The 13,704-nt window shown below is 60.3% G+C and carries 10 protein-coding genes; 8 read left to right on the top strand and 2 right to left on the bottom strand.

Annotated elements, in window-relative coordinates; translation table 11 throughout:
• Positions 1–101 precede the first annotated feature (101 nt).
• The 6 genes from lpxC to ABF757_RS06955 all read left to right on the top strand — a co-directional run bounded on the left by lpxC (position 102) and on the right by ABF757_RS06955 (position 10,085).
• On the top strand, positions 102–1,109 hold the full coding sequence (gene lpxC / locus ABF757_RS06980) for a UDP-3-O-acyl-N-acetylglucosamine deacetylase (RefSeq protein ID WP_415481513.1): 1,008 nt from the start codon (positions 102–104) through the stop codon (positions 1,107–1,109).
• A gap of 98 nt (positions 1,110–1,207) precedes the next feature.
• Positions 1,208–2,254 carry an outer membrane protein assembly factor BamD gene (locus ABF757_RS06975; protein WP_415481512.1) on the top strand — a complete coding sequence of 349 codons (1,047 nt, stop codon included), beginning with the start codon at positions 1,208–1,210 and terminating at the stop codon, positions 2,252–2,254.
• 209 nt (positions 2,255–2,463) lie between these two features.
• Complete coding sequence (locus ABF757_RS06970) at positions 2,464–4,224, top strand: DNA repair protein RecN (protein WP_415481541.1); 1,761 nt, start codon at positions 2,464–2,466, stop codon at positions 4,222–4,224.
• Positions 4,221–6,344 carry an NAD-dependent DNA ligase LigA gene (gene ligA / locus ABF757_RS06965; protein ID WP_415481511.1) on the top strand — a complete coding sequence of 708 codons (2,124 nt, stop codon included), beginning with the start codon at positions 4,221–4,223 and terminating at the stop codon, positions 6,342–6,344. Before ABF757_RS06970 ends, ligA begins: the two co-directional genes overlap by 4 nt.
• Positions 6,345–6,534: 190 nt before the next feature.
• Complete coding sequence (gene ppdK, locus ABF757_RS06960; protein ID WP_415481510.1) at positions 6,535–9,210, top strand: pyruvate, phosphate dikinase; 2,676 nt, start codon at positions 6,535–6,537, stop codon at positions 9,208–9,210.
• Between the two features lie 50 nt (positions 9,211–9,260).
• The gene (locus tag ABF757_RS06955; protein WP_415481509.1) at positions 9,261–10,085 is read left to right on the top strand and encodes a pyruvate, water dikinase regulatory protein; all 825 of its coding nucleotides are present in this window, start codon (positions 9,261–9,263) and stop codon (positions 10,083–10,085) included.
• A 72-nt stretch (positions 10,086–10,157) separates the two neighbouring features.
• On the opposite strand, the gene ABF757_RS06950 is transcribed toward ABF757_RS06955, so the two are convergent.
• The gene (locus ABF757_RS06950) at positions 10,158–10,535 is read right to left on the bottom strand and encodes a hypothetical protein (protein WP_025861273.1); all 378 of its coding nucleotides are present in this window, start codon (positions 10,533–10,535) and stop codon (positions 10,158–10,160) included.
• A 306-nt stretch (positions 10,536–10,841) separates the two neighbouring features.
• On the opposite strand from ABF757_RS06950, the gene ABF757_RS06945 reads away from it, so the two are divergent.
• Complete coding sequence (locus ABF757_RS06945; RefSeq protein WP_415481508.1) at positions 10,842–11,450, top strand: IMPACT family protein; 609 nt, start codon at positions 10,842–10,844, stop codon at positions 11,448–11,450.
• Positions 11,451–11,499: 49 nt separating this feature from the next.
• Here the strand turns inward: ABF757_RS06945 and ABF757_RS06940 are convergent, their stop codons facing one another.
• Positions 11,500–11,898 (bottom strand): hypothetical protein, encoded by a 399-nt coding sequence (locus ABF757_RS06940; protein ID WP_025861270.1) that lies wholly within the window; start codon positions 11,896–11,898, stop codon positions 11,500–11,502.
• Between the two features lie 283 nt (positions 11,899–12,181).
• Between ABF757_RS06940 and ABF757_RS06935 the strand changes: the two genes are divergently transcribed.
• Positions 12,182–13,561 (top strand): class II 3-deoxy-7-phosphoheptulonate synthase, encoded by a 1,380-nt coding sequence (locus ABF757_RS06935; protein WP_025861269.1) that lies wholly within the window; start codon positions 12,182–12,184, stop codon positions 13,559–13,561.
• Positions 13,562–13,704 lie beyond the last annotated feature (143 nt).

Below are 13,704 nucleotides of genomic sequence, written 5' to 3'. Positions count from 1 at the left end.
AAACACAACGCAATAATCAGTGACTCGCCTCAGCCGCAGGCAGGCTTTAAGCGTTATCGTAGACGTAACTGCCACCTGAAGCTATGAGGATGCCCGCAGCGATGGACACCCTGCTGAGGAACACTGAAGTGACCGCCGAACCTTCGGAAACGAAGCGTTCCCCCGCAGCGCGCCGTCAGGATAACACCGGACGCGGAACAGGCCGGACTTTCCAGCACACGCTCGGGCAGCCGATTTCAGCAATCGGCATTGGCCTGCATAGCGGCCAGAAAATCAGGCTTAGCCTCCTGCCCGCACCAATCGGCCATGGCATTGTCTTCCAGCGCACCGACCTGCCGCAGGCAACCGCCATTCCCGCGCATTACGACTGGGTGGTAGACACACGACTGAGCACCACGGTGGGTGAGGCCGCAAACCCTATCAACCGCATTGCGACAGTCGAACATCTGATGGCAGCCCTGCGTGGCTGCGATATCGATAATGCCCTAATTCTGGTCGATGGCCCCGAAATTCCGGCTTTTGATGGCTCGGCGCAGGATTTTGTTTTTCTGATCGACTGCGCGGGCAAGCAGGCCCAGACCGCCACACGGCGGATTGTGGAAGTTATCCGCCCCATCCGGGTCGAACAGGGCGAATCCTTCATGGAACTGCTCCCCAACCCTACTTCCGGGCTGGGGGCGGCTCTTGATCTTTCCCTGAGTATCGATTTTCCGGCTCAAGCCATCGGGCGACAGACCCTCTCGCTGGAACTGAGCCGCGCCAGCTTCCGCAACGAGTTGTCCCGCAGCCGCACCTTTACCCTCAAGACCGAAATCGACGCCCTGCACAGCATGGGGCTGGCTCTTGGCGGCTCGCTCGACAACGCGATTGTGGTTGATGGCGACAGTATCCTGAACCCCGCTGGCCTACGCTGCGCGGATGAATTCATCCGCCACAAGATGATGGATGCCGTGGGCGATCTTTCCATGCTCAACGGTGCGTTGCGAGCACGGGTACGCGGGCACCGCCCCGGCCATACGCTCAATAATCTGCTGCTGCGCCGCCTCTTTGCCGACCCGCAAGCTTGGCGGGATACAGCCGAGCGCCAACCAGCCGTCGCCGCCGCCTGAACGGTTATTTTGTGGTTGGGGCCTGACAAAGGCCCATCCTCGCTTTGCTTGCCGGGACACATGCTCTATAAGGTGTCGTCCTTAGGTGAAGAGCCGGTATGTCTGAAACATTTGTAAAATCGTTCACGACCCGTCATTTCCTGCCGCGCCTGCTGGCAACCTCACTCCTGAGCAGCCTTGCCGGGTGCGCGCTTCTCAACAGCCCAAAACCTGTTCCGACGAGCCCGAAGGTTTCTTCACCTGAAACGCTCTATAATAACGGAATAGACGCCCTGCAGGCCCGCCGCTTTTCGGTAGCAGCCAGCCAGTTCGAAACCCTGCAGCAGAACTACCCGTATTCCGGCTATATCGCCAATGCACAGCTTATGCAGGGCTATGCGTATTATCTGCAGAACAAATACCCTGAAGCCGTTCAGCAGCTTAACCGCTTCATCAGCCTGCATCCCACAAGCACCGATGCCGCCTATGCCTACTACCTGCGCGCCCTGTGCTTTTATGAGCAGATTGCCGATGTGCGGCGCGATCAGCAAGGCACGGTCGAATCCATGGACGCGCTTGAAGAAGTCGTGACCCGGTTTCCCCAGTCCAAATATGCGCGTGATGCCCAGCTCAAGATTGATTTGTGCCGCGACCATCTGGCAGGCAAGGAAATGCTGGTGGGCCGCTACTATCAGGTGCAGAAGAGTTACGAAGCCGCCATCAACCGCTATCAGCGCGTTGTGCAGGACTTTCAGACAACCAACCATGTTGCCGAAGCCCTCGAACGCATGGTGGAAGTTTATCTCGACCTTGGCCTTGTTGAGCAGGCCCGCAAATCCGCCGTGGTTCTGGGGTATAACTACCCCGGCAGCGAGTGGTACGCCTATGCTTACGACAAGCTCAAACACCACAAGCTGCTTGATGGTAAACTGCCCCTGCCCGGCAAACCCGCAGGATCGAGCCTCAAGCTCGATCAGGCAGAGCCGGGCACTGGCGTAGGCAAGAACAACGCGCCACCACCACCTGCTCTGGCTAGCGGGCAGAAAGCTGCTGCACAGCCCATGGCTATTCGCACGGCCCCCGTGGCACCGGTCAAGGCCGAGCCCGTCACGGAACAGCCCGCAGCGGATCAGGCTAAAAAATCCGGGACACAGGCACACCCCTAAGGGGTTTGGTTCTCCCTGTCGGCACAGGCCTGCTTCATCGGGCTGTGCCGACAAAAAATCCGGCTTTTCTGATTTTTCCCTTGAAACAAGAACATAGAGAGAACATACAGTCCTAACCCCTACGGCTTTCAGGCTGTAGCTGGGCTATGCTCAATGTCGCCCTGGCGTGCTGCCATGGCAGACAAGACTACCCAACGCCGGGTGATGTGATGCTGACAAGTCTTTCCATCAGGGACGTGGTTCTGATCGAAGCGCTGGATCTGTCATTTCATGACGGGTTCACCGCTCTTACGGGCGAGACCGGGGCGGGTAAATCCATTCTACTCGACAGCCTTGGTCTGGCTATGGGAGAGCGCGCGAATGCTGGGCTGGTGCGCGCAGGGGCTGCGGAGGCCCGGGTCAGTGCCTGTTTCGAAGCGCCTGCGGGCCATGCGGTATTTACCCTGCTGAGTGAGCAGGGCATGCCCGCAGATACAACAGACCCTATCGTGCTACGCCGGGTTATTTCGCGCGAGGGACGTTCTCGCGCATGGGTCAACGACCAGCCGGTCGGACTCGCGTTGCTACGTGGCATTGCCACCAGCCTGATAGAAATTCAGGGCCAGCATGAGCAGATGGGTCTGGCAGACCCCGCCACCCATCGCGGTTTGCTGGATGCCTCGAATATCCCCACTGCCCTGACCGATAGCGTATCCGCCGCCTTTGCCCTGTGGAAGGAACGCGCGGCAGAACTAGCCGCAGCCCAGCGCGCTCTGGACGAAGCCGCGCGGGAAGAGGAATGGCTGCGCCATACGGTAGATGAGCTGACAACACTGGCCCCCCAGCCGGATGAGGAAGAAAACCTCGCCCGGCAGCGCCACAGCCTGCAACAGGCAGAACGGCGGAATGAGGCCGTAGCCGCGGCTCTGGCAGAACTCACCCCACGCGACCGCCGTACCGCAGCACCCGCCACAGCCCTGCGCGCAGCCGGGCGCGCCCTGCACCGTTTGCTGCCCGCACCGGGCAACAACACTGCCCGGCAGGCAAACGAGCCCACTTCTGCCGAACAGGACAGCGCACTGGCAGAAGCGCAGGCGTCGGAAGCGCTGGCGACAGAGGCGCTCGCAGCACTTGAAAATGCCGAGAACGCTCTAGCTGAAGCCGAAAACCTGCTCTCCCGGCTTTCGGCTGAAACCGATGCAAACCCCCGCATGCTGGAAGAAACGGAAGAGCGCCTGTTCTCCCTACGCACCATGGCGCGCAAACATGGCGTGGCGGTCGATGCGCTGGCGGATCTTCTGGCCACACTCTCTGCCCGGCTGGCCGGTCTGGAAAGCGGGGTGCAGCACCTACATACCCTCAGGGAAGCCGTGGCCGCCGCACAGGCCGCTTACCAGACCCACGCAACAGCCCTGACAGCCGCACGCGAGCGGGCCGCACGCGCACTGGAGCAGGCGGTTTCCCGCGAGTTGAAACCTCTCCGGCTGGAAAAAGCGCGCTTTGTGGTGGAAATCCAGCCCCTGCCACAGGAACAATGGAGCCGACAGGGCATGGAGCAGGTTGCATTCCTGATTGCCGCCAACCCCGGCCAGCCAGCGGGCCCGCTGGCGCGCGTGGCCTCAGGTGGGGAGCTTTCGCGGCTGATGCTTGCCCTCAAGCTGGTGCTGGCGGGACAATCGGGTATCGGCACCCTGATTTTTGATGAAATCGATGCCGGGGTCGGCGGCGCTACGGCGGCGGCCATTGGTGAGCGCCTACGCAGGCTTGCGGGCAAGGTTCAGGTGTTGGCCGTCACGCATAGCCCACAGGTGGCCGCCAGTGCGCACGCCCATCTGCGGATTGGCAAAAAGACACAAAACGGGCAAACCGTCACACACGCAACACCGCTGAGCACGACAGAACGCACCGAAGAAATCGCGCGGATGCTCGCGGGCGACACCATAACCGATGCAGCCCGCGCCGCCGCGGCAAGCCTGCTGGGACAGACATGACAGAAACACCCGCCCAAACAGACCCGACGGAACTCGATACCGAAACCGCCCGTGCGGAACTGACCCAGCTTGCTGCCCAGATTGCGCACCACAACGAAGCCTATTACCGCGAAGCCGCCCCCGAAATTACCGATGCGCAGTACGATGCCCTGCGCCGCCGTTACGAGAGCGTTGCCGCAGCACACCCGCAGGCCGTGCCGGCAGAGAGCGCTGCACAAGCCGTAGGTGCCGCCCCTGACAGTGCTTTTGGCAAACACCTGCACCTTGTGCCCATGCTCTCTCTGGACAACGTGTTCGACAGGGCGGAATTCGAAGCTTTCGTCAGCCGCGCCGCACGGTTTCTCGGGCTTGATGGCGAGGCCGCGCAGGAGCTTGTGTTTGTTGCAGAGCCCAAGATCGATGGCCTATCCATCAGCCTGACCTATGAAAACGGCGTATTCACACGCGGCACCACACGGGGCGATGGTGCGGAAGGGGAAGACGTTACCGCCAACCTGCGCACCCTGCGCGATATTCCCGCCCGCTTGCCCGAGCCATATCCTGCGCTGATTGAAATCCGGGGCGAGGTTTTTCTCTCCAAGGAAGATTTTCTGAGCCTGAACACGGCACAGGAAGCCGCGAACAAGAGACTGTTCGCAAACCCACGCAACGCTGCTGCCGGTTCGCTCCGCCAGCTTGACCCCACGGTTACGGCATCGCGCCCGCTCTCCCTGTTCGCCTATGCGCTGGGCTACAGTTCCGAGCCGCTGGACACCAGCCACTGGGCGTATCTTCAACGCCTGAAAAACTGGGGCTTTCCGGTCAACCCGCTTTCGGAACAGGTCAAGGGCGCGGCTGAAGCCGAGAGTGTTTTTGAACGGATCAGCCAGAACCGGGCCTTGCTGGCCTATGACATCGATGGCGTGGTTTACAAGATAGACGACACCACCCTGCAGACCCGCCTTGGCTTTGCGGGCCGCGCGCCGCGCTGGGCCACAGCATGGAAATTCCCTGCCGAACAAGCCACCACGCTCCTGCGCGATATTGAAATTCAGGTTGGCCGTACTGGTGCGCTCACACCGGTTGCACATCTGGAACCCGTCAATGTCGGTGGGGTGCTTGTCACCCGCGCAAGCCTGCATAACGAGGATGAAATCACCCGCAAGGATGTGCGTGTCGGCGATACGGTGTTTATCCAGCGCGCGGGCGATGTCATTCCACAGATTCTCGGGGTAGCGCCCCCCGTCTCGCAAACTTTTGAACGACAGGCTCCTTTTGTTTTCCCCGATCACTGCCCTGCCTGTGGCGCTCTGGCCATTCGGCCGGAAGGGGAAGCCATCCGCCGCTGCACCGGCGGGCTGACCTGCCCCGCACAAGTGGTGGAGCGGTTGATCCATTTTGTCTCCCGTCAGGCTTTCGATATCGAAGGACTAGGGGAAAGAAGTATCCGCGAGTTTCACGAAGCGGGGCTTATCAGCACGCCGGTGGATATTTTCCACCTGCACACCCATGCTACTGAACTGACCCGCCGCGATGGCTGGGGTGAACAGTCCGTGGCGAACCTGCTGCGCGCCATTGAGGAACGCCAGCATATTACGCTCTCACGTTTTATCTACGCGCTGGGTATCCGCCGTGTGGGCGAAAGCAATGCCCGCCTGCTGGCGCGCCATTATGGTTCATGCACGAACTGGATCACCCAGATGCGCGCCGCTGCCCTGATCGGCTCGGATGAACGTCTTGAACTGGGTTCGATCACCGGTATTGGCAGTGCCATTGCCGATGAACTGGTGGCCTTCATGGCCGAGGCGCATAATCTGGAAACCCTGAACGCCCTGCAGGCCGTTCTGAACATTGCCGATGAAAGCCCGCAGACCAGTGGGGGCGCGCTGGCGGGCAAGACCATCGTGTTTACCGGCACATTGCTGACCATGACGCGGCCAGAGGCCAAAGCCACCGCCGAGAGAATGGGTGCCAAGGTTTCAGACACCGTTTCGCGCAAGACCGATCTTGTCATTACAGGCGAGAAAGCAGGTTCCAAAGCCCGAAAGGCTGCTGAGCTGGGTATAGAAACCATGGATGAAACCGAGTGGAATGCTTTCTGTGCCAGCCAAGGCACAGGCACGTCATCTGCCGAAATTTAAGGAAAACGGGGATTGCCCACAAACAGGAAGTGCGGCATGCTAGGGCGAGGCGAAAGGATAACTTTTCGCTGTTGAGAACCAAGAATAAAAATCTGTGCGCGGCTGACCTGTCGTCCTAAATTTTCTCTCATCTGCTTTCTGGTCGTCAGGCTGGCCCAATGACACTCCATCAACGAAGCGAACGGTAAAAATGACCAAGTGGATCTACAGTTTCGGCGCCGGCCAGAGCGAAGGCAACGCCGGAATGCGCAATCTTCTCGGCGGCAAGGGTGCCAACTTGGCGGAAATGGCCAATATCGGTCTTCCCGTGCCTCCTGGGTTTACCATTACCACTGAGGTCTGCACCGCCTTTTACGAAAACGGACGCAAATACCCCGGCGAGCTGGAATCGCAGCTTGAAGCCGCCATGGCCCAGATCGAAAGCGTCATGGGCCTGCGCTTTGGCGATGCCGAATCCCCGCTGCTGGTATCAGTCCGTTCGGGTGCGCGTGTTTCCATGCCGGGCATGATGGACACCGTTCTTAACCTGGGTCTGAACGACACCACGGTTGAAGGCCTTGTCCGCTCCTCTGGCGATGCCCGCTTCGCATGGGACAGCTACCGCCGCTTCATCCAGATGTACGGCTCCGTGGTTCTGGGCGTTTCCCACCACCGCTTTGAAGACCTGCTCGAACAGACCAAGCGCGCTGTCAGCAAGGAAGACGATACCGACCTGACCGCCGATGAGTGGAAGGAAGTCGTCAAGGGCTACAAGCAGATCGTGGAAAAGGAAACCGGCAACGCGTTCCCTGAAACCCCGAAAGACCAGCTCTGGGGCGCCATTGGCGCAGTGTTTGGTTCATGGATGAACCCGCGCGCCAACACCTACCGCAAGCTGCATGATATCCCGGCAAGCTGGGGTACAGCTGTTAACGTCCAGTCCATGGTGTTCGGCAACATGGGCAATGACTGCGCCACCGGCGTGTGCTTTACCCGTGACCCCTCCACGGGCGAAAACATTTTCTACGGCGAATACCTGATCAACGCTCAGGGCGAAGACGTGGTGGCCGGTATCCGCACGCCGCAGCCCATGGCCGAGTGTCGCTCGAGCGAAGGCCAGGTTTCCATGGAAAAGGCCCTGCCCGGCGCCTACCAGGAACTGCTGAAGGTTCGTGACCTGCTCGAACGCCATTACCGCGACATGCAGGACATCGAGTTCACGGTGCAGGCCAACAAACTGTACCTGCTCCAGACCCGCTCGGGCAAGCGCACCGCCGCCGCCGCCCTGCGCGTGGCCATCGATATGGCCAAGGAAGGCCTGATCACGCAGGAAGAAGCCATTACCCGCGTGCCGCCTGCCTCTCTCGACCAGCTTCTGCACCCGGTTCTTGACCCCAAGGCCGAACGCGTACTGCTGACCCGCGGCCTGCCCGCGAGCCCCGGTGCCGCGACCGGCGTGATCGCTTTCTCCGCCGAGGATGTGGAAGACCGCGCCGCCAAGGGTGAAGATGTCATTCTGGTGCGTATCGAAACCTCCCCCGAAGACGTGCATGGCATGCACGCTGCCCGTGGTGTTCTGACCACGCGCGGTGGCATGACCTCCCACGCCGCCGTTGTGGCGCGTGGCATGGGCCGTGTGTGCGTGGCCGGTGCTGGCAGCATTGCCGTGAACTACGAAGCCCAGACCATGATGGTTGACGGCCACACCCTCAAGGCTGGCGACTGGCTGACGCTGGATGGCGGTTCGGGCGCTGTTTACAAGGGCCGTGTTCCCACTATTCCGCCCACCCTGTCGGGCGACTTCGCAACGCTTATGGGCTGGGCTGACGATGTGCGCCGTCTGGGCGTGCGCGCCAACGCCGAAACCCCCGAAGATGCCGAAACCGCCCGCCGCTTCGGCGCGGAAGGTATTGGCCTGTGCCGCACCGAGCATATGTTCTTTGGCCCTGACCGCATTGGTCATGTCCGCCAGATGATCATGGCTGACAACGAAGCTGCACGCGCCAAGGCCATTGACGCACTGCTGCCGTTCCAGCGTGGGGATTTCAGCGAACTGTTCCGCATCATGGCGGGGCTGCCGGTAACGATCCGCCTGCTCGATCCGCCGCTGCACGAGTTCCTGCCGCATGGCGAAGCCGAACTGCAGGATGTGGCCAAGGCCCTTGGGCAGGATGTGGAAAGCCTGCGCGCTCGCCGCTCGGCCCTGTCGGAAGCCAACCCCATGCTGGGTCATCGCGGGTGCCGTCTGGGCATCAGCTACCCGGAAATCTACGCCATGCAGGTGCGCGCCATTGCTGAAGCCGCGCTCGACATTTCCGCTTCCGCGGGCAAGGCCGTCATTCCGGAAATCATGATCCCGCTGGTTGGTACCAAGGCTGAACTGGATCTGGTGCGCAAAGCCTGTGAGAGCGTGATTGCTGCTGTTCTGTCCGAACGCAAGGCAACACTCTCCTACAAGATCGGCACCATGATCGAACTGCCGCGCGCTGCCATCACGGCCGACCAGATTGCGCAGAGTGCCGACTTCTTCTCCTTCGGCACCAACGACCTGACCCAGACCACTCTGGGTCTGTCGCGTGACGATGCTGGCTCCTTCCTGCCGGAATATGTGGAAAAAGGCCTGCTGCCGCAGGACCCCTTCGTTTCCATTGATCGTGAAGGCGTAGGCGCTCTGGTGCGCATGGGCGTGGAAAAAGGCCGGGCCGCAAAGCCTGACCTGAAGCTGGGCATCTGCGGTGAACACGGTGGTGATCCGCTGTCGATTTCCTTCTTTGAGGAAGTCGGGCTGGATTACGTTTCCTGCTCTCCGTTCCGTGTGCCTGTCGCCCGGCTTGCGGCGGCCCAGTCCGCGCTTGCCAAGCAAAACAACAAGGCTGTCAAAGCCTGAAGAAAAAAATGGCCGCATCCCTTGGGTGCGGCCATTTTTAATGAGACGCCATGCAAAATACACTCACCCTGCATCTTGTCTCCGAGGCAACGGGCCAGACGCTGGATTCAGTCGCACGCGCCTGCATTGCCCAGTTTCCCAATACGGAGGTCAAGCTCCGCCACTGGAACCTGATCCGCACCCAGATCCAGCTCCGGCGCGTGCTGCGCAATATTGCAGCGGATCGCGGCCCGGTCATGTCCTCGCTAACAGACCCCACGCTGCAGGCTGACATGGAAGCTGGCTGCATCAGCCTGCAGGTGCGCCTGCTGGATGTGCTGGATAGTGCCCTGCACTTTCTGGCCGATGAAACCGGCCAGCAGGCCACGCGCCATCCGGGTGGCCAGTACATCATGGATGACAGCTATTACCAGCGGATTGAGGCCATGCATTATGTGCTGGCCCATGATGATGGACAGGAAACACGCGGGCTGAATGATGCCGATGTGATTCTTGTTGGCGTCTCACGCGTATCCAAAACCCCGACCTGCTTCTATCTGGCTAATAGAGGCATAAAGGCCGCCAACGTGCCGTTGGTTATGGGAATAGAACCGCCTACCCCGCTTTTTGAAACCACCAAACCGGTAATCGGGCTGACTATCGACCCGGAACGGCTCATTGAAATCCGGCGCAACCGTCTGACACAGATGATGCCAGACCGCAGGCCGATGGAAAGCGCTGCGGACTACGCCTATATTGATCTGGAAAAAGTGCAGGAAGAACTGCACTGGGCACGCAGGCTGTGCCGCCGCCATAACTGGCCGGTTATTGATGTAACCCGCCGCTCGATCGAGGAATCATCAGCCGCCATTCTGGAACTGATGGAAAGCCGTTAAGGCTGCTTCCTCAAGCCGGGTACATACCAGATATAACGCCCATGCCCCTTTTTGGTGGCATGGGCGTTTCTTTTACTGGTCCTGCATTTCTGCCGCACTCAGGCGTTGCACGCGCACGGCTACCCCCTGTGCATTGTAATAGATAACGCTACTACCCCTGCGCTGGGCATACCCATCTGGCCGACCATCCGGGGTCCAGAACAGCAGACGGTTGGCATCTGCCTGTTCAACAACCTTATCGCCCGGCGGGGTAAACTTGTATTTGCTGAAATCCTTGTGCGCACGCGGCAAGGGCGGTTTGCCCGCCAGCTTGTGCATATCCGGGCGGCTATGCCCATCAATATCGTCGCCCGGATCGTCTTCCGCATGGGCCGGGGCTCCCGCCAGACACAGCGCCAGAACGCCGAACCCGGCCAGAAGCGACCATTTTCCACGAAATAACGGCAGCATATCAGCCCGCCCTCCCCTGTTTTTCCACGGCCAGCCGTTGTCAGCCCTGCCGCAGCCCAGTTCTTTTCCTAAGCAGCGTATAGGCTGCGCTGTTCCTGCTTTCCTTCTAGCACGTCCCCGGCACACGGACAGGCACAAAGCAACACGGACCAACCTCAGCCTTTTGACTTTTCGTGCAAGTTGCGCGGACTGACACATCCCGTCATCAACAAAAAATGCTCAAAATAACGCCGCGCTATACTCCTTGTGCCTCGCCAGACAGCCGACCGCTTGCCGGAGCCATATCTCCCCCTGTATCGTGCAGCCATGACACAGATGCTGACCGGCTTTTTTTCACTGGAACGGGACATTAAAAAAAGCCGCTTCCTTGCCAGTGCGATGCCTGTCGCCAGTGTGGAGCAGGCAGAGGCATTCATTGCAGACATTGCCGCTGCCGGGCCGGACGCAACCCACCACTGCTGGGCATGGCAGATCGGGCCGCACTGTCGCTGCCATGATGCGGGAGAGCCCTCGGGGACCGCAGGCAAGCCCATTCTTCAGGTTGCCGTAGCGCAGAAAATAGACCGTGTGGCTATTGTGGTGTCGCGCTGGTTTGGCGGGATCAAACTGGGCGCTGGCGGGCTGGTGCGGGCCTATGCGGGCACAGCCGCCGAATGCCTGCGAGCAGCGCCCAAGGAAGAGCTGATCGAACGGGTGCGGCTAACATTCCACTGCCCGTTTTCACTCGTGGGCCTTATGCAGGCCCGCCTGCCCGAATGGGGTGCTGGCCTAGAAACCCCGATATTTGATGCCGAAGGGGCACGCTTTCTGCTCACCCTGCCTGCCACCAGCCGCGAAGATATCTGCGCACGCATTACAGACCTGACAAATGGACAAAGCGCCGTGCAGATTGTGGAGGAAGGCGTGCTTTCCTGACCCGTTCATATACAGGCAGGGAATAAGCCCGGCTAAGCCGGGCCTGTTTTCAGCGGGGGATAACCCACCCGCTACCTGTGGAATCACCCACCTGCCCGGTGCCGAACGGGCTGGAAGCCTGATAGGCCGAACCGTATTTACTAATATCAGCGCCGGTTACGGGATCACGCTGCACCTTGGCAAGCTGGTCAGGGTCATCACCATGCTGGAAATCCATGGACGGAGCATCCTGATAGCCGGGCGGCAGGTTGCGGTGCCCATGCACGGTTTTCTTTTCTGTATTGGTCCTCTGCCCGCTGCCCGTATCCATGGCGGCATTGCCTTCGGCAAAGGAAATGGAATCACCCGGCGTCAGTGCGGGGTCAGCCCATGCGGCACCTCCCGCCATCACAATACCGATACCGGCGGCGCACAGGGCGCTTACAACAGATTTACGCAGCAGTACCATCGCGCATCCCCAGCAAGACTTGATAATTAAGATGGCCAACCCAGCACCGCGCATCATGTCACGACACCTTATACCGTGACGGCATTATGACACATCCCGCCAAGATTCCAAATTACCTTAGCGCTTACCAACCGTGCGGACCGGGGCGGAATTTGCCTAATCCATGAGTTTTGGACATAAAGACACGCTTGGAGAATGCGCAAGGCCTGTCAGGCCGGGTTGTCATTCGCCTCTTTCTTCACCATCTCAACCATAATACCAGAATTGACAGGGAACTTTCGTTATGAGTGCAACACTCACCCAGCCCAACCCGACGTCTGCGCCATGGATGCCGGAAAGCTGGCGTTCGTTTCCTGTCAGGCAGATTCCCACCTATCCTGATGCGGCGGCCCTTGCCGCCGTGGAAGACCGCCTGAGCGCCTACCCGCCGCTGGTCTTTGCCGGAGAGGTGCGCCGCCTGCGCCAGCAGCTTGCGCTGGCAGGACAGGGCAAGGCCTTTGTGCTGCAGGGCGGCCCCTGCGCCGAGAGCTTCAGCGAATTCAAGGCCGATATCGTGCGCGACACTTTCCGCGTGCTGTTGCAGATGGCGGTGGTGCTGACCTTCGGCGCCAAGGTGCCGGTTATCAAGATGGGGCGTATGGCCGGGCAGTTCGCCAAGCCGCGTTCGGCTGATATGGAAACCATCAACGGTGTCAGCCTGCCTTCTTACCGGGGTGATATCATCAACGGGCCTGCCTTCACGCCTGAAGAGCGTATTCCCGACCCCGTGCGCATGGAAACCGGCTACTTCCAGTCTGCCGGCATCCAGAACCTGCTGCGTGCCTTCTCGCGCGGTGGCTATGCCAACCTGCATGAGGTGCATCGCTGGAATCTGGGCTTTGTCGAGCGTTCGCCGCTGGCCGGGCGTTACCGCGCCATGGCCGAACGCATTGGCGAAACGCTGGCCTTCATGCAGGCCTGCGGCATCAATGCTGAAAGCTCGGCTCAGGTGGATGAAACCGAGTTCTACACCTCGCATGAAGCGCTGCTGCTGCCGTACGAACAGGCCCTGACCCGTATCGATTCGACCTCGGGCGAATGGTATGACTGCTCGGCCCATTTTGTCTGGATTGGTGACCGCACGCGCCAGCCGGATGGCGCGCATGTGGAATTCCTGCGCGGGGTGCGTAACCCCATCGGCATCAAGGTCGGCCCCACCACCAGCGTGGATGACATCCGCCGTCTGACGGAAATCCTCAACCCCACGAACGAGGCCGGGCGCATTACCCTGATCTCGCGCATGGGTGCGGACAAGATCGAGCAGTTCCTGCCACCGATCATGCGCGCGGTTAAGGAAACCGGCCGTAGCGTGACATGGCTGAGCGACCCGATGCACGGCAACACGATCTCGACCCAGCAGAAAATGAAAACCCGTTCCTTCGATGCCATCGTGGGTGAACTCAAGGGCTTCTTTGCTGTCTGCGCTGCCGAGGGCGTCCCTGCTGGGGGCGTACATCTGGAAATGACCGGCCAGAACGTGACTGAATGCGTGGGCGGTGCCCATAAGCTGACGGAAGATGATCTGGCTGATCGTTATGAAACCTTCTGCGACCCGCGCCTGAACGCCGAACAGTCGCTGGAACTGGCCTTCCTGATCGCACAGGAACTGACCGGACGGGCGTAACAGCCCGGCCGCTTTTTCATAATCGTGACCGGGAACGACCTGGGGGCCGTTTGGGTCATGCGTCGTCTGCCTGCCTGAGCGGGCAGGCCACGCGCTGGCAGAAAGAGCACCACGGATGACATCCCCCACCAGTCAGCCCACCC

Origin of the sequence: Acetobacter papayae (assembly GCF_047721125.1) — a bacterium.
GTDB classification, from domain to species: Bacteria; Pseudomonadota; Alphaproteobacteria; order Acetobacterales; family Acetobacteraceae; genus Acetobacter; species Acetobacter papayae.
This window is presented reverse-complemented; position numbering and strand designations above follow the sequence as displayed.